We start from the raw sequence: 19997 nt of genomic DNA, 5'->3' as shown, positions 1-19997 counted from the left end.
GTGCTGCTGCTCGCCGGGATGCTGTTCCCCGTCTACTGGATGGTCAACATCTCGCTGCAGCCCGCCGGGTCGGCCATCGAGGCCTCCTGGTTCCCGTTCGAGGCGCAGTTCGGCGGGTACGCCCAGGCGCTGGCCGACCAGGGCGGCAACCTGGTCACGAGCCTCGTGATCGCACTCGGCAGCGTCGTGCTCAGCCTCGCGATCGCGACCCCCGCCTCCTACGCTCTGGCGCAGTTCAAGGTCAGGGGGGTCAACGCGGTGCTGTTCGCGATCCTGATCTCGCAGATGATCCCGGGCATCGTCGTCGCGAACGCGCTCTACGCCGCGTACAACGACGTCGGGCTGCTGAACACGATCCCGGGGCTGATCCTGGCCGACTCGACGGCGGGGGTGCCGTTCGCGATCCTGATCATGCGGGCGTTCATGCTGAACATCCCGCCGTCGGTCATCGAGGCGGCGAAGGTCGACGGGGCCGGCGACTTCAGGGCGTTCCGCAGCATCGTGCTGCCGATCAGCCGCAACGCGATGATCACCGCGGGTCTCTTCACGTTCCTGTTCACCTGGAGCGACTTCCTGATGGCGCTGACGCTGACGACGACCACCGACATCCGGCCGATCACGCTCGGCATCTACCAGTACATCGGCACCTACACGGCCGACTGGTCGACCGTGATGGCCGCCGCCGTGCTCGCGTCGCTGCCCGCCATCGTGCTGCTGCTCGCCGCGCAGAAGTTCATCGCCGCCGGTGCCACCGGCGGGGCCGTCAAGTGACGACGGCGCACACCCGAGAGAGAGGGAACACCATGACCACGAACACCACCGCACCCCTGCGGGTCACCGTCTGGGGCGAGAACGTCCACGAGAAGGTCGAGCAGCACGTCGCCGACCGCTACCCCGACGGGATGCACGGGGCGATCGCCGCCGGCGTCGGCGAGAACCTGCCCGACGCCGTCGTCCGCATCGCGACGATGGACCAGCCCGAGCACGGCCTCACCGAAGAGCTGCTGGCCGACACCGACGTGCTCACCTGGTGGGGTCACGCGGCGCACGGCGACGTCGACGACGAGATCGTCGAGCGGGTGCACCGCCACGTGCTCGCCGGCATGGGGCTGATCGTGCTGCACTCCGGCCACTGGTCGAAGATCTTCACGAAGCTGATGGGCACGACCTGCACGCTGCGCTGGCGCAGCGAGCACGACCAGGAGCTCGTCTGGACGGTCAACCCGCAACACCCGATCACCCGCGGCGTGCCGAACCCGATCGTGATCCCCGAACAGGAGATGTACGGCGAGTACTTCGACGTGCCGACGCCCGACGAGCTGATCTTCATCTCGGGCTTCACCGGCGGCGAGGTGTTCCGCAGCGGCATGACCTACCGCCGCGGCTTCGGTAAGATCTTCTTCTTCTCGCCCGGCGACCAGGACTTCCCGGTGTACTTCCACCCCGACGTCCGCCGCGTCATCTCGAACGCCGCCGAGTGGGCCCGCCCCGAGCGCGAACGCGCCACGCCGACGCTGCTCCGCTACGACCTCGGCGAGTACTTCGACGGCAAGGACTACTCGGGCCCGATCGAGGAGCCGGCCGACGCATGAGCGCCCCGATCCCCGTGGACGAGACCACCGCACCCGGCGGCTTCCGCCGCGTCGACCGCCGAGGAGGCCCGCTGCGGGTCGTGCAGGTCGGCGCCGGCGAGATGGGGCGGGCCTGGCTCCGCACCGTCGCCGACTCCCCCGACGTCGAGCTGGTCGGCATCGTCGACCTCGATCTCGACGCCGCCCGCGCCGGGGCGCAGCACGCCGGTCTGCCCGATCTGCCGGTCGACCGCGACCTCGCCGCCCTCGTGGCCCGGGTCTCGCCCGACGCCGTGCTCGACGTGACCGTGCCGGTGGCGCACCACCCGGTGACGATGCAGGCGCTCCGCCTCGGTCTGCCGGTGCTCGGCGAGAAGCCGGCCGCGCAGAGCGTCGCCGAGGCTCTGTCGCTGACGGCCGCCGCCGAGGTGACGGGCGAGCTGTTCATGGTGTCGCAGTCGCGCCGTTACAACGACCAGCTGGTGGCGCTGAAGGCGCACGCCGAGCTGCTCGGCGACGTGGGCATGGTGTCGACGTCGTTCGCGAAGGCGCCGCACTTCGGCGGGTTCCGCGAGCAGATGGACGACGTGCTGCTGCTCGACATGGCGATCCACGCGTTCGACTCGGCGCGCTACCTGATCGGTCGCGACCCCGTGTCGGTGTGGTGCGACTCGTGGAACCCCTCGTGGTCGTGGTACCGCGGAGACGCGGCGGCGAGCGCCGTGATCGGCTTCGAGGGCGGTGTCCGCTACAGCTACGACGGCTCGTGGTGCAGCCCCGGCGTCGAGACCTCGTGGAACGGCGCCTGGCGCGTCTCGGGCTCGGGCGGCACGGCGCTCTGGTCGGGCGACGACGAGCCGGTCAGCGAGATCGACGGCGCCCCCGGGGCCCCCGAGGCGCGACCGACCGTGGGTGTCGAGATCGCGGGCTCGCTCGCGGCGTTCGCCCGGGCCCTCCGCACCGGCGAGCGCCCCGACGGCGAGGTGCACGGCAACGTGATGAGCCTCGTGATGGTCGAGGCGGCGATCCGGTCGACGCGCACGGGCGAGCGCGTGCTGGTCGACGACGTGCTCGAGCAGGCGCACCGCGAGGCGGTCTCCGTCGAGCGCGACCCCGAGGTGAAGGCGCGTCTCGAGTCGTGGGCGTCGGTGCGCGCGGCCCTGCAGGGCGGGGCGGGCGGGGTCGACGCGACCCGCGCCTCCTCGGCTCCGGAGCGGGAACGGCAGGAGGCGCGGTGACCGGGCAGGGCGCCCTCCGCTTCGCCCTCGTGGGTCACGGGTTCATGGGTGCGGCGCATTCGCAGGCCCTCCGTGTCGCGCCCGCCTTCTTCGACCTGCCGCTGGCGCCCGTGATGGCGACCCTGGTCGGTCGCGACGTCGCGGCCACCCGCGCGGCGGCCGAGCGGTGGGGGTGGGAGTCGACGGCGTCCGACTGGCGCGACGCGGTCGACGACCCCGACATCGACGTGATCGACATCTGCTCGCCCGGCTCGACGCACGTCGACATCGCGGTGGCCGCGCTCGAGGCGGGCAAGCACGTGCTCTGCGAGAAGCCGCTGGCCAACACGGTCGCCGAGGCCGAGCGCATGGCGTCGGCCGCGGCCGCCGCCGCCGAGCGCGGCGTGTTCGCGATGGTCGGCTTCTCGTACCGGCGGGTGCCGGCCGTGACCCTGGCGCGCGACATCGTGGCGGCGGGGCGCATCGGCGAGGTGCGTCAGGTGCGGGCGCAGTACCTGCAGGACTGGCTGATCGACGAGACCGACCCGATGACCTGGCGACTCGACAAGGCGGTCGCGGGCTCGGGCGCCCTCGGCGACATCGGGGCCCACGCGGTCGACGCGGCGCAGTTCGTGACCGGTCGGCGCCTCACCGACGTGTCGGGCACGCTGCATACCTTCGTGACCGAGCGGCCGCTGGTCGACGAGACGGTGACGACCTCGGGTCTCGGCGGGGTCGCGGGGTCGGAGCGCGGTCGGGTGACGGTCGACGACGCCGCCTGGTTCACGGCCCGACTCGAAGGAGGCGCGATCGCTTCGGTCGAGGCCTCCCGGTTCGCGACGGGTCGCAAGAACGCCTTCCGGCTCGAGGTCTCGGGCTCGCGGGGCGCCGTGGCGTTCGACCTCGAGCGTCCGAACGAGCTCGAGGTGCTCGAGGTCGACGGGCCCGAGTCGGGGTTCCGCCGCGTGCTCGTGACCGAGCCGCAGCACCCGTACGTCGACGCGTGGTGGCCGGCCGGGCATGGCCTCGGGTGGGAGCACGCGTTCACGCACCAGCTGCGCGATCTCGTGGTGGCGCTGGCCGCCGGCGCGCAGCCGGCCCCGTCGTTCGCCGACGGCCTGCAGGTGCAGCGCGTGCTGGCCGCGGTCGAGGCGTCGGACGCCGCGGACTCCGTCTGGCTGCCCGTCTAGCGTGACCCGCGCCTCCTGCGTTCTCGGGGCGGATGCGCCATGAACCGCGTTCGCGTAGGCAGGAGGCGCGGGGAGCGGGGCAGGAGGCGCGGGGCACGGGGAGCGGGCGCGGAGCCTGCCCCGCCGTCCGCCGCTACCCCTTCACGCCGCCGGCGCTCAGGCCCGACTGCCAGAACCGCTGCAGGAACAGGAACGCCACCACGAGCGGCAGGATCGACACGAACGACCCGGTCAGCACCGTCGAGAACAGTACCTGCGCCCCGCCTCCGCCGGTCGCCGCCTGCTGCCACTGCGCCAGGCCGACCGTCGCCGGGAACAGGCTCGGGTCGTTCAGCATGATCAGCGGCAGGAAGTAGTTGTTCCAGGTCGAGACCAGCGCGAACAGCAGCACGGTGACGATGCCCGGGGCGAGCAGTCGCGACGAGATCGTCAGGAAGATCCGCAGCTCACCGGCCCCGTCGATGCGCGCCGCCTCGAGCAGGCTGTCGTCGACGGCCTCGCTCGCGTAGACGCGCATCAGGTAGACGCCGAACGGGCTGACGAGCGACGGCAGGATGATCGCCCACGGGGTGTCGACCAGGTTCGCCGCGCTGAACAGCAGGTACGTCGGGATGGCGAGCGCCGTCAGCGGCACCATGACCGCCCCGAGGATCAGCCCGAAGACGAACGACCGGCCCATGAAGACGTACTTCGCCAGCGAGTACCCGCACATGGTGGCGAGCAGCGCCGCCCCCACCGAGCTGACCACGGCGTAGAGCACCGTGTTGCCCATCCACTGCAGGAAGATGCCGTCCTGGAAGGTGAACAGCTGCGCCACGTTGTCGCCGAGCGCGAAGCTGCGTCCGAAGGCCAGACCGAACGTGCTGAAGATGTCGCCGTTCGTCTTCGTCGCCTGGATCGCGAGCCAGACCAGCGGCAGCAGGAAGTACGCCAGCGTGATCCAGAGGATCACGGTCAGGATCGGCGTCTTGCGCTGGGAGCGCTCGACGCGACGTCGGGGGCGTCGCCGACCCGCGCCTCCTGCGCTCTGCAGTCGGCGGGCCGGACGGTCGACGGCCGTGGCTCCGGCGGTGTCGACGGGTGCGGGTGCGATCGTCACGACAGTCGCTCCTTGCGTGAGGTGGCGAGCTGCACCACGTAGCTGATGATCATGATGAGGAACCCGAGCAGGAACGCGATGGCCGCGGCGTAGTTGACGTCCTGATTGCGGAACGCGACGTTGTACGCGTAGAGGTTCGGGGTGAAGTCCGAGCCGATCGCGTTCGGGGCGATGCTGTAGAGCAGGTTCGGCTCGTTGAAGAGCTGGAACGACCCGATCACCGAGAAGATCACCGTCAGCAGGATCGCCGAGCGGATCGCGGGGATCTTGATGCTCCACGCCACCCGCCAGGGCCCGGCGCCGTCGATCTCGGCGGCCTCGTACATCTCGGTCGGCACGCTGCGGAGGGCCGCGTACAGCACGATCATGTTGTAGCCGATGAACTCCCAGCTGACGATGTTCATCGTGCTGCCGAGCACGTTCTGCGGCGAGAGCAGGTCGGGGGCGGGCAGGCCCACGCCGGTCAGCACCTGGGCGATCAGCCCCGATTCGCGGCCGTAGAGGTAGCCCCACATGAGCGTCGCGACGACGCCGGGCACGGCGTACGGCACGAAGATCGCGAGACGGACGAACTTGCTGCCGGCGACACGACCGGTGTCGAGCGCGAGGGCGACGAACAGGGCGATCACGAGCATGATCGGCACCTGCACGAACAGGAACAGCGCGACGCGCCCGAGACCGGCCCAGAAGCTCGGGTCGTTCAGGGCCCGCTCGTAGTTGGCGAGCCCCGAGAAGACCTGCCCGCCGACCAGCTGAGAGGTGAAGGTGCTGAGGTACCCGGCGTAGCCGAGAGGCACGAGGAACATCGCCGCGAAGACGAGCAGGAACGGGATCGCGAGCGCCCAGGCGGCGATCAGCTGGGGTCGGTGCAGCGTGCTGCGACGACGCGGGGTCGGCGTGCGGGTCGAGGAGGCGCGGGTCGTGTCTCGACGAGCACTCGCGGAGGCGGGGGTGGGGGTGACGGAGGTGGACATCGGGGCTCCTTGCCGGGCCGGGGGCACCGCCCGTCGCCGCCGCCCGCCCGGGGGCGGCCGACGTCGACGGACGGTGCCGTGAGCACTACTGGACGGTGAAGCCCTGCTGCTTCGCGTAGGCGGTGACGTCGTCCTGCCACGCCGTGAGGGCGGCGGACATGTCGTCGTGGTCGGCGATGGCCTTGCCGAGGGTGTCGTTGAAGCTCGAGTAGACGTAGTCCATGAACGGCAGCCACTGGAAGTCGGTGCTGACCGTGTCCGAGACGCCGGCGAAGAGCTCGTTGACCTTCTGGCCGCCGTAGAAGTCGCTGGCCGTGCCGGTGAACTCGCTGCTCGAGAGGGTGTCGGTCGTCGTCGGGAACAGGAACTGCTCGTTCGCGAAGGCGAGGGTCGACTCGGGGTCGCTGTTGAGGAACTTGCTGAACTCGGCGGCCACGATCGGGTTCTTCGTGCCCGTGATCACGGCGTCGGACGATCCGCCCCAGTTGCCCGAGACGTCCTCGCCGGCCTCCCACTGGGGGATCTTCGCGGCGGTCCATTTGCCGCTGGTGTTCGCGGCGGTGCCCTGCAGGAACACGGGGCCCCAGGCGGCGGTCTGCCAGCTGGCGTACTTGCCGGACGAGAAGCCCTGGTACCAGGAGTCCGTGAAGTCGGCGTCGGTCGAGACGAGGTCCTTGTCGATGAGGTCCTGCCAGAACGTGACGACCTTCTGCGTCTCGGCCGAGTCGAGGTCGATGCCGACGGTCTTGTCGCCGTCGTACGAGAACGGCTTGGCGCCGGCCTGCCAGAAGAGCCCGACGACCTGACCGGGGTCGTTGCCCGGCAGGTTCGACATGTACGAGCCGGTCTCGTCCTTCACGGTCTGCGCCTGCTCGGCGAACTCGTCCCAGGTGGCGGGCGGGGCGGTGATGCCGGCCTGCTCGTAGATGTCCGAGCGGTAGAGGTTGCCGAGCGGCCCGGAGTCCTGCGGCACCGACCAGACGCCGCTGTCGTCGGCGACCTGGTTCCAGACCCACTCGACGTACTTCGACTCCAGCTCCGCGCCTCCGTACGGGGTGAGGTCGACCAGGCTGTCCGTCTGACGGAACGACGGGATGTACTGGTACTCGATCTGCGCCACGTCGGGGGCGCCCTTGCCGGCCTTGAGAGCCGTGCGCAGCTTGGGGTACTGCACGGTGCCCGTGCCGACGTTGACGACGTCGACGGTGATCTTCGGGTACTTCGCCTCGAAGAGGTCGACCTCCTTCTGGATGTCGGGCACCCAGGTCCAGAAGGTGATGGTCGTCTCGGTGTCCATCGCCGCGTCGATGTCGGCCTGCGAGACGGGGGCGGTGGTCTCGCCACCGCCACCGCCTCCTCCGCCGCCGGGGGCGCACGCGGTCAGCGCGAACGCCGACACGAGAGCCAGGGACACGAGCGCCTTTGCTGTGTTCTTCCGCTTCATGGTCTTCTCTTTCGGGGTGTGCGGCGTCTCGGGCGAGACGCCGGGTTCAGGGGGTGGGGGTCGTGGCCACGTGCTCGAACACGTGGGCTGATCGGGGGGTGAGGGTCAGGGTGCGACCGGCCTCGAGCACGTCGCCGGTCTCGAGATCGCGGACGGCGCGGGGTGCGGTCACGGCGGCCTCGTGGGCCGACCAGTTCGACACGAAGGCCAGGTCGGGCCCGTCGGGGCGCGACCCGGTGGTGACGGTGACGGCGTCCGTCGCCGCCCAGTCGCGGGCCGCCGTCTGCGGCACGAGCCAGCGGGCGATGCTCCGCGACAGCTCGGGGTTCGGCACGGTGGCGACGTAGCTGACGCGACCGGCCCCGGAGGCGCGGGTCGTCATCACCGCGTCGGCCCCGATCTCGGTGGCCGGGAACCGCACCAGCACCTCGGCGTCGTCGACCTTCAGCACGTCGGCCCAGCGGGTGCCGGCCGAGCCGGGCTCGAGGGCGAGACCGTCGGCGGGGCCGGCGGTGAGGACCTCGAGGGGCTCGTCGAGGTTCGTGTACTCCTCGTACCAGACGCCCGCGGGGCCCGAGAGCCGGGCGGGGGCGACGTCGCGCCGGGCTCTGGCGAGCTGGTCGCCGTAGGCGGTGCGGACGCCGAGCACGAGGTGCCCCCCGGCCTCGGCGTAGGCGGAGAGCGCGTCGAGCGTCTCGTCGTCGACGACGTACAGACCGGGAACGACGAGCACGGGGTGCTCGGCCGCGACCGCCGCGGGGCCCGTCGAGTCGGCGGTCATGGCGGCGACGAACTGCTCGACGTGCTGGATGCGCACCTGGGCGCCGGACTCGGCGAGACCCCGGTAGTGCGAGTCGAAGAGGTGCAGGTACGAGTCGGGGTCGGGGTCGCCGTTCGGCAGGGCCAGGGGCGGGTAGCCCTCGAACGACCACTTCGTGTCGGTGGACCAGAGCATGAGCACGTCGGCGGCCGGCATGAATCCGTCCACCGCGCCTCCTACCGCCCCGAGGGTCGCGCCGAGGGCCGCGACCTCGCGGTGGATGCGACCGGGTCGCTGGCTGTGCGGCAGCACGCCGCCCCAGTAGGTCTCGACGCCGAAGTGCAGCGTGTGCCAGTGCCAGTACTCGACCATCCGGGCGCCTCGGGCGACCAGGGCGAGCGCGGCCTGCTTGATCTGCCCGTCGAAGGGCGGGTGGTTCTGCCACGGGCCGCCGATCGACTGCGCGTTGGTCTCGGTCACCAGGAACGACGACTGCGCCGACGAGAACGCCCGGTCGCCCCACTGGTGCAGGGCCCAGACGCCGGTGTGCCACCAGCCGGCCTCGCGGGGGATCTCGACGCCGCGGGTGAGACCGTCCTGCATCTTGTAATAGGGGTTGCCGGCGGTCACGTCGAGGCTCTTCACGAGCCGGTCGTCGGCGACCTGGGGTCGGGCGTACGAGATGCAGGTGGTGACGAACTGATCGTCGCGGGCGTACTCGCGCACGACGTCGGCCTGCCAGGCGATCAGCTCGTCGGCGAGCTCGCCCTGGAACCGGCGCCACTCGAGGTCGTACTGCGGCTGCACGTTGCCGTCGGGGCGCCAGAGCTGCGACCACTCGGTGATGCGGTGCGACCAGTAGACGAGGCCCCACTCGTCGTTCAGGCTCTCGACCGTGCCGTAGCGGCGCTGCAGCCAGGCGACGAACCGCTGGAAGACCTGCTCGTTGCGGGGCAGCTCGTTGCCGGGCTCGTTGTCGACCTGCCAGCCGATCACGGCGGGGTGGTCGGCGTACCGGGCGGCGACGCGGCGGACGACGCGCTCGGCGTAGAAGCGGTAGGCGGGGTGGCTCTGGTCCATCTCCTGGCGGGCGCCCCAGCCGGCCCGGACCCCGGAGGTGCGCTCGGCCGCGATCTCGGGGTGCAGCACCTGCAGCCACGGCGGCACGGCGTAGGTGGGCGTGCCGAGCACGACCGAGATGCCGCGGGCGTGGGCGCCGTCGAGCACGGGCTGCAGCCAGTCGAGGTCGAACTCGCCCTCGCGGGGCTCCCACGTCGACCAGACCGACTCGCCCACGCGGATCACGGTGAAGCCGGCCTCGACCATCAGGTCGAGATCGCGATCGAGGGTGCCCGCCTGCTGGTACTCGGCGTAGTAGGCGGCCCCGAAGAGGACCCCGGAGTGGCGTGGTGCTGACGTCATCGTCGACCTGTCTGCTCGTGCGGATCGGCGTCGATCCGCGGATGCTGGCGTGCTGGTGGTGCATGGTGGTCGGCCGATGTTGTCGATAACATCGGCGTTGATGAGGAAGCTAGTCGAGCCGCCGACGTCGCGCAAGTGGCAATCGAGCGGCGTGACCCGACCGTGATGCGGCGGTGGGTGCAGGGGCCGTCTGCGGCGAGCGGCGGGGCGTCTTCGGCCGGCGCGGGGCCGTCTGCGGCCGGTGCCGAGGCGTCCGCAGCCGGTGCCGGGGGCTCAGACGCGGGGCGGAGCCGTGGAGGCGCGGGTCACCAACGCCGGCGTCGGCACGTGGATCACGGGGTCGGTCTCGCGCCCCTCGATGCGGTCGATCAGCGAGGTGACGACGAGCACGCCCTCCTGCGCGAAGTCCAGGTCGACCGTCGTGAGGGGCGGGACCATGTAGCGCGCCTCCGGAGCGTCGTCGTTGCCGACGACGCTGACGTCGCCGGGCACCGAGACGCCGGCCTCGGCGAGCGCCGCGAGCAGACCCATCGCCATGGTGTCGTTCGCGACCGCGACGGCGGTGGCGCCTCCGTCGGGGGCCCGACCCGCGCCTCCTCCGCTGTCGAGGGCGCCCTCGGCGAGCAGGAGGCGGGCCGCGGCGAAGCCCGACTCGGCCGACCAGTCCCCCGCGGTGCTCGCGACGACCTCGCCTCCCCCGGCCGTGAAGGCGGCGGTGAAGCCCTCCTGACGCTCCCGGGCGACGAGCCACTGCTCGGGCCCGGCGACGTAGGCGGCCCGGCGGTGCCCGAGCTCGATCAGATGCTCGGCGGCGACGCGGCCGGCCCGGATGCCGAGCGACTCGCCGGTGCCGTCGACGACGAGACCGAAGTCGCGGCCCACGGGCATCGAGATGTCGCGCTGCGCGATGGCGGTGCGGGCGATCGCGGTCTGGGCCATGAGCACGAGCCCGGCGATCTGCTGACTGAGCACGAGATCGAGGGCTTCGCGGACGCTGCCCTCGTCGCTGCCGTCCATCGTGACGATGTCGGTGACGTAGCCGAGGTCGCGCGCGGCCTCGGTGGCGCTGGCGATCGTGCGGGCCGGGCCCGACAGGTGCATGTTGTCGGCGAGCAGGGCGATGCGGTTGGTGCGCTTCAGCCGGAGGAACCTCGCGGCGCTGTTCGGCCGGTACTCGAGCTCGGCGAGGGCCGACTCGACCTTGGCGCGGGTCTCGGGCCGGATCCCCTCGAAGCCGCGGAGGAACCGGCTGACCGTCTGATGCGACACCCCCGCGCGGGCCGCCACGTCGTAGATCGTGGCGTCGGGCATGCCCCCGAGGTTAGCCTGCGCCGAGACCCCAGGATGTCGCTGAGACCCCCGTGCGCGCGAAGGGGTCTCAGCCACTCCCCGGGGTCTCGCGGCCTAAGCGAACAGCAGGCGCGACGACGCGCGAGCAGGCCGACCTCGGTCCGGCCCGGCGAGGGACGACCCGCGCCGCGCCTCCTCGTGATGTGCTGGCCTCATGCTCTCCGATCAGACCCTCCCGTGGATCATCGCCGCCGCACTGCTCGTCGTCGTCATCGCCGTCGTCGTGGTGCTGCTGGTGCTGCGACGCCGCCTCACGCAGGCCCGCAGGGCCGCCGACGAGCAGGCCCGCCAGGCCCGTGCCGAGCAGGACGCCCGCGACGCCCACCACGACACCCGCATGGCGCGCACGACCGCCGAGCACACCCGCGAGAAGGAGGCCCTCGCCACCGAGCTCGGCACCGAGAACAAGCGGCTGGCCGACCAGAAGCAGGCCGCCCTCGACGAGGCCGAGCAGACCCGGGCCATGCTGTCGACGGGCCTCAAGTACGAGGCGACGTCGCGCGAGCTGATCGCCGCGGCCTGCCGTGCGGCCGGCGCGGACGTCGTGCTGCTGACCAACGTGGTGTTCGTGCCCGCCGCGAGCAGCGCCTCCGGCAGGTTCGTCGCGCAGGTCGACCACGTGCTGGTCGGCGAGACCGGGGCGATGGTGGTCGAGAACAAGGGCTGGCGCGGCATCGTGTTCGACGGTCGGCGTCCGAGCAGCGTGTTCCCGGCGTTCGGGGGGCTCTTCGACGAGAGCACGATGTCGCCGCCGTTCGCCCTTCAGGTGGTCGACGACTCGCCCACCGTGCTGACCGTGCGGTCGCACCTCGGCACGAAGTCGCCGGCGTCGCAGGTGCGGCGCCAGGCGAACAGGCTGTCCGACCGGGTGCACGAGTCGATCGACGCGAGGCTGTGGTTCGACACCTGCGTGCTGTACTCGCACCCGAAGGCGACCGTCTTCGCCGTCGATCAGGACCGCAGCGAAGGAGGCGCGGCCACGCAGATCGTGTCGACCCCGACCCAGCTCGAGGCCGTCGTGCGCGAGCTGATCTCGCGTCCGACCAAGAAGCTGTCTCAGGCGCGCGTCGAGGACGTCGCGGCGCTGCTCGCCTCGTACGGGGCCGACGTGCTCCGCTTCGGCGCTTTCGCCGAGGAGGCGCGGGCCGCGTCGACCGCGTCGGTCGCGCCGGCCGCGCCGGCCCCGGCACCGACCCCCGAGCAGGCCCCGGCCATGACCTCGGACCCGGTCTCAGGCACGGCTTCGGACACGGCACCGGCCGCCGACACGGACACGGCCTCCGCTGAGGCCTCCGACCGGACCCAGGCGTAGGCCCGGCGTCTAGCCCGGCTGGTCCGCCTAGCCGAGCTGGACCAGCTGGCCTAGCTAGCCGAATTCGGCCAGCACCGCGGCGGCGACCCGGGCGACGAGCGCGTCGTCGTAGGCGACCTCGGGGTCGTTCTTCGTCGTCAGGACGGTGAGCACGATGGGGTCGCGGCCCGGGGGCGTGACGACGGCGACGTCGTTGCGGATGCCTCCCGCGCCTCCTGATTTGTCGACGACCGTCCAGCCCTCGGGGGCGCCGGCCCGGACGAGGGTGTCGCCGGTGGCGTTGCCGCTCGCCCAGTCGAGCAGGAGCGCGCGGTCGACGGGCGCCAGATTCTCTTCGCTGGCGAGGGCGGCGAGGTCGGCCGTGAAGGCGCCCGGGGTGGTCGTGTCGTCGGTGCTGCCGGGTTCGATCGTGTTGAGGTCGGGTTCGCGGTTCACGACCTCGGTGGTGGTGTCGCCGAGCTGCTCGAGGGCCTCGTCGAGCCCTGCGGGGCCGCCGATCCGGTCGAGCACGAGGTTGAGCGCGGTGTTGTCGCTCTGGCGCACGGCGGCCTCGGCCAGCGACGACAGGCTCATGCCCTGGTCGACATACTGGCTGGTCACGGGTGAGTAGCCGGCGGCCGAGACGTCGGCGGCCGTCCAGGTGACGACCTCGTCGCGCTGATCGGCGGGCACCTGCTGGAGGAACGCCGCGGCCGCGAACACCTTGATGGTCGACGCGTAGCCGAACCGCTCGTCCGCCCGGTAGTCGAGGGTGGTGCCCGATCCGGTGTCGAGGGCGCTGACGCCGACGCGGGCGTCGAACTCGGTCTCGAGGGCGCCGAGCGCGGCCGAGGCGTCGGCGGTCGGCGCCGTGGTGGCCGTGGTGGCCGTGGGTGCGGGCGTCGCGGATGCCGGAGCCGAGGAGGCGCGGGTCGCCTCCCCCGCATCACCCTGCGTCGCCCCGGTGGTGCAGCCGGTCACCCCGGCGACGACGATCGCGGCGGAGGCGAGCACGGCGGCGGTCGGGGTCGCTGTTCGGCGTCTCATACCCGCCATGGTGCTACACGCCGCTCCCTCCCCGCCCACCCGGCTCCATGAGTCACAACACGCCGCGGCCCACCCCGCCCCCGCGGCGTGTCGTGACTCCTCGACCCGGGCTCCTCAGCCTCGGGCGGCCCCGCCGCGCTCGGCACCCGGCGCACCGACGCTCTCCCGCAGCACCACCACCGCCTGGTCGGTCGTGAGCCGCGGCGTCTCGCCGCCCGCCATGAGCTGCTGCAGCTGGCCGAAGGCGCGCGACCCGAGGCCGGCGAAGTCCTGGCGAGCGGTCGTGATCGACGGCGAGAACAGCTCGGAGATGGGGTGGTCGTCGAACCCGGCGACGCTGACGTCGTCGGGCACCCGCAGCCCTTCGTCGGCGAGGCCGCGGATGACGCCCATCGCGATCTCGTCGTTGCCGCAGAAGACGGCCGTCACCGTCGGGTCGGCGGCCAGCTCGCGCCCGACCGCGCGACCGGAGAGCGGCTCCCACGACGAGTCGATGATCTCGGGCACCGGCACTCCGGCGTCGATCAGCGCGTTGCGCCACCCGGTGGTGCGGCCGTCCTCCTTGCCCGAGGGCGGCACCCGCACGTGGTGCACGGTCGAGTGCCCCAGCTCGAGCAGGTGCGCGGTCAGCGCGTACGAGCCGGTCATCTCGTCGATGACGGCCTGCGGCACACCGGTCGCGATCTCGCCCGAGATGGCCACCGTCGCGAGCGACGCGGGCACGGCCGCGAGTGCGGCGACGCCCTCGGGGTCGAACTTCAGCACGACGACACCGGCGACGGGCTGCTGCAGCGCGAGGTCGACGGCGGCGTGCACCGACTCGGCCTCGGTCGAGTCGATGACGGTGATGCTGACCAGGTAGCCCGAGGCCCGGGCGCTGACCTCGACGCCGCGGATCGTCTCGGCGTAACCGTAATGAGAGGTGTCGCCGGCCAGGACGGCGATGACCCGCGATCTGCCGTTGACCAGCGCCCGGGCCGACGCGTTGGGCCGGTAGCCGAGCTCGACGATCGCCTGCTCCACCCGTTGCGTCTTGTCGGCGCTGACCTTAGCCGCGCCGGTGAGCACCCGTGACACGGTCGGAGCCGAGACGCCGGCGAGCCGCGCGACGTCGTCGATGTTGGCGGGGCGCTGGTCCGCTGCGGGGCTCGGCATGATCGTCTCACCATAGGGCGATCCGACCAGACCCGTCATTTGACGGCGCCGCTGGTGATGCCCGAGATGATCTTGCGCTGCATCACCATGAACGTGACCAGCAGCGGCAGGCTCATCACGATGATGTAGGCGAAGATCAGGTGCCAGTTCTGCAGGTACAACCCGCTGCTCGCCACCTGGTAGAGGTTCAACGGCAGGGTGTCGAGGCGCCCGCCGATGACGAACAGCGCGTAGAACACGTCGTTCCAGACGTAGAGGCAGATCAGGATCGTCGCCGTCGCGAGAGTCGGTCCGAGCAGCGGCAGGATGATCCGCACGAACACCCGCACCGGCCCGGCGCCGTCGACTCGCGCGGCCTCCTCCAGTTCGACCGGGATGGTGCGCACGAAGCCGGTGACGAAGAACACCACCGTCGACAGGTACATGCCCATGTAGACGCCGATCATGCCGAGCGCGGTGCCGGCGAGGCCGATCTGGCGCAGCAGCAGCACGATGGTGACGACGGCGGGCGGCAGCACGATGCCGCTGATCGCCAACGCGTAGACGATCGCCATCGCCCGGCTCGAGCGTCGGGCGAGCACCCACGAGGCCATCGAGCCGACCAGCAGCACCCCGAGCACCGACGGCACCATGACGAGCAGGCTGCCGAAGAACGCCGGCACCATGCGGCCGTCGCCGAACACGGTGGCGATGTTCTCGAACAGCTGCCAGTCCGTGGGCAGGGCGAGGTTGGGGCTGAACGCCTCCGCCTGGTCCTTCCCGGCCGTGACGACGACCATCCAGAACGGCACGCCGAGGAGGGCCACGACGAGCGCGAGCGCGACCAGGGGCTGCACCACGCGGCGACGGGGCCGTCGACGACGCGACGCGGGCGGCCTCGAGGAGGTGCGGCGCACCTCCTCGGAGTCCGTGACGGTCGGAGCCGGGGTCGCGATGCTGGAGACGCTCATCAGAGGACGTCCTCTCTCTTGCGGAGGAACCGGATCAGGGGGAACGCCAGCACGGCCACCATGACGAACAGCATCAGGCTCATGGTCGTGGCCTGGGCGAAGAGCCCCTGCCCGAAGGTGCGGAAGATGAAGATGTTGAGCAGCTCGGTCGTGCCGCCGGGGCCGCCCTCGGTGGTCGCCTGCACGACGTCGAAGCCGTTCATGGATCCGAGGAGGGACGTGGCGACGTTGAAGGTCACGGCCGGCGCCAGCAGCGGGAACCGGATCGTGCGGAAGGTCTGCCACCAGCTCGCCCCGTCGAGGCGCGACGCCTCGAGGACGTCCTGGTCGATCGTCTTGAGACCGGCGAGGTAGATGAGCATCGAGAGACCCATCCACTTCCAGGCGTGGATGAGCGCGACGACGACGATCGTCCACGAGGTGCTGCCGAGCCACGCGGTGGTGACCTCGGTGCCCGTGACGGCGCTCAGCACGGCGTTGAGGGCCCCGTCGGGTTTGAGCAGCGCCTGGAAGATGTAGCCCACGGCGAGCGCCGACATCACGACGGGCACGAAGAAGGCGACCCGGGCGAAGCGGTTGACGCGGGTGTCGGCCTCGAGCACGAGAGCGAGGATCAGCCCGAAGACGTTCTGGAAGACCGCGACGAGCACGGCGTAGACGAGCGTCACGCGCAGCCCGGAGACGAGGGCGCCGTTGGCGAAGAGCGAGGTGAAGTTGTCGACGCCGACGAACGAGATCTGCGACGAGAAGCTGGACCAGTTCGTGAAGGCGTAGACGAAGTTGAAGACGGTCGGCACGAAGAAGAAGACGACGAGCACGGCGAGCGCCGGGACGATGAACCATGCGGGGTGGTCCTGTCGCCGGCCGCCGGGGCGGCGGGGCGCGGTTCCGCTGCGCAGCGCCGGGACGGCCGTGCGGCGAGCGGTGATCGGGGCGGTCATGGGGGCTCCAGTCGCGAAGGGGGGTGGGGGCCCGGCGGGGCGGCTGGTGAGGCCGCCCCGCCCGGTCGGGTGGGTCAGAAGTCGGTCGAGCCCTGGGCCTTGGCCAGCTCGGCGAACTGCTGCTGCGTGGCCTCGGCGACCTGCTCCGGCGTCTTCGTGCCCTGGATCATGTCGGCCAGGTTGATGTACAGGTCGGGGTTGGCGACCGCGAGGGCCTGCATCGAGCCGACCGCGTCCGGGACGGACTCCGCCGACGCGAGCAGCGCCTCCGGAACCGTCTCGGGGGTGTCGACGCCCTGCATGAGCGAGACCGTCTCCTGGTCGTCGACGAAGCCCTGGTAGCCCTCGCCCATCCAGTACGAGAGGAACTGACGCGAGGCGGCCTCCTGGGCGTCGTCGCCCGTGTCGAAGGCGACGACGGCGTTGGCCTGGTCGGGGATGAACGTGCCGACGTTGCCCGAGGGCGAGATCGGGAAGAACCCGATCTTCTCGTTCAGCTCGGCGGTGTCGGCCTTGGCCTGCAGCTGGCCGAAGAACGAGTTGACCTGCATGACCATCGCGGCGTCGCCGGCGAGCAGGGCGTCGCCCTGGTCCTCGAAGGTGGCCGTGGCGATGTCATCGTTGAACAGGCCCTCGTCGATGAGGCCCTGGTACTCGTCGATCGCGCCCTGGATGGTCGGGTCGGTGAAGGTCTCCTCGTTGGTGTTCACGCGATCCCAGAGGCCGTCCGCTGCGGCGTCGGCCAGCTGCACCTGCACCCACCACTGCGTGGCCCAGCGGTCGCCGCCCATCTCGTGGAAGGGGGTGACGCCGTCGGCCTTCAGGTCGCGTGCGGTGGCGAGCAGCTCGTCGAGGTCGCCGGGGGTCTCGGTGACGCCGGCCTCGGCGAGCACCTGCTTGTTGTAGTAGACGCCCTCGACCGCGGGCACCGTCACGAGGGCGGCGTACCGGGTGTCGTCGAGGAGGCCGGTGATGTCGGCGTAGTTGGCGTCGTAGTCGCCGAGCCAGGGGGCGCCGTCGAGCGGCTGCAGGTTGGTGCGCGCGTTGAGGGCGGTGAGACTCGACTCGGTCGGCTGCCAGAACGCGATGTCGGGCTTGTCGCCGGTGGCGACGCGGGTCTGCACGCCCTGCTCGTAGGGGTCGGGGATGGTCTCGACCTCGACGGTGGCGCCGGTGAGCGCCTCGAAGCCCTCGATGACGCTGTCGGCCGTCTCGGCGGTGCTCTGGGCGGCCCAGACGGTGAGGGTCGTGCCGGTCAGGTCGGCGTCCTGCTCGGGCCAGCTGACGGGGCCTCCGGCGGACGACCCGCCGCCGGCTCCGGGGTCGCTGCAGCCCGCCAGCGAGAGGGTGAGGGTCGCGACGGCGGCCGCGGCCACCGCGCTCTTCTTCCAGGTGATCTTCATCGGTCGGTCCTTAGGAGAATGGTGCTGTGTGTGGGGGAGGGTCTCACGCCGAGGGGCGCGGCGTGAGGGCGAACGTGCGGGCGCCGACGGTCTCGGCGGTCGAACGGACGGTCAGGATGCCCGTGGCGGTGTTCCAGGTGGTCTGCCACGGGGTGAGACTGCGGGGGAACACGACGTCGACGTCGACGTCGGTGCCGCGCAGGGCGGGGAACGCGAGCTCGTGCTCGCCGGCGGTCTCGTCGCGGTCCCAGACCGAGACGAGCACGCGGCGGTCGGCGGTCAGCGCGAGGGCGACCCATCGGTCGTCCCAGGTCGGGAGGCCCTTCGGCCAGGTCGGCACGGCCACGACGAGGTCGGGGCGCACCTCTCGGGCCGCCGCGACGGCCTCTCGGACGAGGTCGAGCCGGGCGTCGTCCATCCGGTTCAGGTAGCCCGACAGGAAGAACCGGCCGAGCAGGCTGGTCACGAGGCAGAAGGCCGACTGCTCGGCCGTCATCGACGGCTGCGGGTAGGCCCAGCTCGCGGCCTGCTCGGGCAGGATCGACAGCGGTGCCGCGGAGGCGATAGGCGGGTAGAGCAGGTAGTCCTGCTGGTCCGAGGTCGACTGGGCCTGCACTCGCGAGAGCATCGCCTGGTCGGCGCGCATGGCCCCCGACGAGCACGCCTCGAGCACGAGGGCGGGGTGCCGGTCGAGCACGCCGTCGAGCCAGTCGAGCACGGCGCGCGAGTGGCCGAGCAGCCCGGCGCCGGCGCTCGGCGCGTCGACGTCGGTGCCCGCCCCGGGGTCGGTGTTGTAGTCGAGCTTGAAGTAGCCGACGCCGAAGTCCCGGACGAGTCGGTCGACGACCTCGTCGAGGTGGGCCCGGGCGGCCGGGTGCCGCAGGTCGAGGTGGAGGCGCTCCTGCTCCTGCACGCGGTGGCCGCGGCGCTGGAGGAACGCCTCGGGCGGCAGCGTCGACGCGACGGGGCTGAGCACGCCGACCGACTCGGGCTCGAGCCAGAGCCCGGGCACCATGCCGTGCGAGCGGATGCGGTCGGTGACCTCGGCGAGGCCGCCCGAGAAGCGCACGGTCGAGGGCTGCCAGGCGCCGACGCTCGGCCACCAGTCGCCGCCGTCGTCGTACCAGCCGGCGTCGATGCAGAACACCTCGGCCCCGGCGGCCGCGGCGGCGTCGACGAGCGGCAGCAGCTTGTCGGTGGTCGGGTCGCCGTCGAGGGTGTTCATGTAGTCGTTGAAGACGATGGCGGGTCGCGCGTCGTCGGGGTGCGCACGGCGGGTGGCCCGTCGGTGACGGGTCAACTCGGCGGTCGCGGCCTCGAGGTCGATTCCGAGGGCGACCGTGGCGGGCACCGTCGTGAACGACTCCCCCGGCGCGAGCGGCTGCACCCACTGGTGGTCGACGTCGGTCGGGCCCGAGAGGGCGACGAACGCGTCGTCGACGTGCTCGCCGACCTCCCAGCGCCACGGGCCGTTGTTCTCGATCTGCCAGAGCCAGGCGACCCCGCGCTCGACCGAGGCGACCCCGCCCAGCGGCAACGCGCCTCCGGTCGACCAGGTGCCCTGCGAGATCTGCTTGACGGCGGATCGCGGGCTGTGCCCGGTCAGCTGCTGGGCCAGCACGGGGAGGTCGTCGCGCAGTCGGGTCTCGGACCAGCGCCCCTCGCCGAGCCAGTCGTTGCGGCCGCGCAGCAGCGTCCAGTCGTCGACTCCCCCGGGCCGCCCGGCGGTGCCGCCGAGCCCCTGCACCCACGAGGTGACCGACTGCAGGTCGAGGGCGCGGTCGCCGGTGTTCTCGACCGTCGTCGTGACCGAGAAGGAGGCGCGGGCCGACGATCGCAGGTGCAGAACGACCCGCAGACCCTCGTCCGACGCCGAGACGAGGTCGAGTCCATCGTCGTCGATGCGTCGGACCTCGGTCAGTCGCAGGGTCGACCCGAGCTCGGTGTGCACGAGACGCGACCCGACCAGGGTGCGGCCGCGACCGGCGGCGAGGATCTCGGTGATCGGGACGACCGCCTCCACCCGGGTGTCGACCGTGTCGGTCGTGGCTCGCACCAGGTGCAACGGCTCGTCGCCGTGGGCGAACTCGAGCGTGAGGCCGGGGGTCGCCCAGCGCACGATCGCTTCGGGGGCCGTCGGCACCTCGTCGTCGCGCGACGTCAGGAGGCGGTCGAGAGTCATG

At 71.6% G+C, this 19997-nt stretch carries 16 protein-coding genes; 5 read left to right on the top strand and 11 right to left on the bottom strand.

Features of this window, described 5'->3' with window-relative positions; genetic code table 11:
* Positions 1–18 precede the first annotated feature (18 nt).
* The 4 genes from SOM13_RS07035 to SOM13_RS07020 are packed head-to-tail and all read left to right on the top strand — an operon-like array spanning position 19 to position 3978.
* Positions 19–771: a carbohydrate ABC transporter permease gene (locus SOM13_RS07035; RefSeq protein ID WP_371740777.1), complete on the top strand. Its 753-nt coding sequence runs from the start codon at positions 19–21 to the stop codon at positions 769–771.
* A 32-nt stretch (positions 772–803) separates the two neighbouring features.
* Positions 804–1592 carry a ThuA domain-containing protein gene (locus tag SOM13_RS07030; protein WP_320479230.1) on the top strand — a complete coding sequence of 263 codons (789 nt, stop codon included), beginning with the start codon at positions 804–806 and terminating at the stop codon, positions 1590–1592.
* Positions 1589–2809: a Gfo/Idh/MocA family oxidoreductase gene (locus SOM13_RS07025; RefSeq protein WP_320479229.1), complete on the top strand. Its 1221-nt coding sequence runs from the start codon at positions 1589–1591 to the stop codon at positions 2807–2809. The genes SOM13_RS07030 and SOM13_RS07025 overlap by 4 nt, the downstream gene beginning before the upstream one ends.
* The gene (locus tag SOM13_RS07020; protein WP_320479228.1) at positions 2806–3978 is read left to right on the top strand and encodes a Gfo/Idh/MocA family oxidoreductase; all 1173 of its coding nucleotides are present in this window, start codon (positions 2806–2808) and stop codon (positions 3976–3978) included. Before SOM13_RS07025 ends, SOM13_RS07020 begins: the two co-directional genes overlap by 4 nt.
* Before the next feature lie 133 nt (positions 3979–4111).
* Here the strand turns inward: SOM13_RS07020 and SOM13_RS07015 are convergent, their stop codons facing one another.
* The 5 genes from SOM13_RS07015 to SOM13_RS06995 form a co-directional block, all read right to left on the bottom strand.
* Entirely contained in the window at positions 4112–5077 is a 966-nt protein-coding gene (locus SOM13_RS07015) for a carbohydrate ABC transporter permease (RefSeq protein WP_414655513.1), read from the bottom strand.
* Positions 5074–6051 carry a sugar ABC transporter permease gene (locus tag SOM13_RS07010; RefSeq protein WP_320479227.1) on the bottom strand — a complete coding sequence of 326 codons (978 nt, stop codon included), beginning with the start codon at positions 6049–6051 and terminating at the stop codon, positions 5074–5076. Before SOM13_RS07010 ends, SOM13_RS07015 begins: the two co-directional genes overlap by 4 nt.
* Before the next feature lie 85 nt (positions 6052–6136).
* A complete protein-coding gene (locus SOM13_RS07005; RefSeq protein ID WP_320479226.1) occupies positions 6137–7495 on the bottom strand; it encodes an ABC transporter substrate-binding protein in 1359 nt (452 codons plus the stop codon).
* A 46-nt stretch (positions 7496–7541) separates the two neighbouring features.
* Positions 7542–9677 carry a beta-galactosidase gene (locus SOM13_RS07000; protein WP_320479225.1) on the bottom strand — a complete coding sequence of 712 codons (2136 nt, stop codon included), beginning with the start codon at positions 9675–9677 and terminating at the stop codon, positions 7542–7544.
* Between the two features lie 273 nt (positions 9678–9950).
* Positions 9951–10988 (bottom strand): LacI family DNA-binding transcriptional regulator, encoded by a 1038-nt coding sequence (locus SOM13_RS06995; protein ID WP_320479224.1) that lies wholly within the window; start codon positions 10986–10988, stop codon positions 9951–9953.
* A 193-nt stretch (positions 10989–11181) separates the two neighbouring features.
* Between SOM13_RS06995 and SOM13_RS06990 the strand changes: the two genes are divergently transcribed.
* Positions 11182–12339 (top strand): nuclease-related domain-containing protein, encoded by a 1158-nt coding sequence (locus SOM13_RS06990; RefSeq protein WP_320479223.1) that lies wholly within the window; start codon positions 11182–11184, stop codon positions 12337–12339.
* A 54-nt stretch (positions 12340–12393) separates the two neighbouring features.
* On the opposite strand, the gene bla is transcribed toward SOM13_RS06990, so the two are convergent.
* The 6 genes from bla to SOM13_RS06960 form a co-directional block, all read right to left on the bottom strand.
* Positions 12394–13365, bottom strand: a complete 972-nt coding sequence (gene bla, locus SOM13_RS06985; RefSeq protein WP_320479222.1) for a class A beta-lactamase — start codon at positions 13363–13365, stop codon at positions 12394–12396.
* Between the two features lie 114 nt (positions 13366–13479).
* Complete coding sequence (locus SOM13_RS06980) at positions 13480–14520, bottom strand: LacI family DNA-binding transcriptional regulator (RefSeq protein ID WP_320479221.1); 1041 nt, start codon at positions 14518–14520, stop codon at positions 13480–13482.
* Positions 14521–14555: 35 nt separating this feature from the next.
* Entirely contained in the window at positions 14556–15470 is a 915-nt protein-coding gene (locus SOM13_RS06975; protein ID WP_320479220.1) for a carbohydrate ABC transporter permease, read from the bottom strand.
* Complete coding sequence (locus SOM13_RS06970) at positions 15470–16411, bottom strand: carbohydrate ABC transporter permease (protein WP_243215153.1); 942 nt, start codon at positions 16409–16411, stop codon at positions 15470–15472. The genes SOM13_RS06975 and SOM13_RS06970 overlap by 1 nt, the downstream gene beginning before the upstream one ends.
* A 74-nt stretch (positions 16412–16485) precedes the next feature.
* Entirely contained in the window at positions 16486–17814 is a 1329-nt protein-coding gene (locus tag SOM13_RS06965) for an ABC transporter substrate-binding protein (RefSeq protein WP_320479219.1), read from the bottom strand.
* A gap of 43 nt (positions 17815–17857) precedes the next feature.
* Positions 17858–19996 (bottom strand): glycoside hydrolase family 36 protein, encoded by a 2139-nt coding sequence (locus SOM13_RS06960; protein ID WP_320479218.1) that lies wholly within the window; start codon positions 19994–19996, stop codon positions 17858–17860.
* Position 19997: the final 1 nt, after the last annotated feature.

The sequence above is a fragment of the Frigoribacterium sp. CFBP9030 genome, from assembly GCF_034045195.1.
In the GTDB taxonomy this organism is placed as follows: Bacteria; Actinomycetota; Actinomycetes; order Actinomycetales; family Microbacteriaceae; genus Frigoribacterium.
The sequence above is the reverse complement of the archived record's forward strand: the minus strand, read 5'-3'. Positions and strand labels throughout refer to the sequence as shown.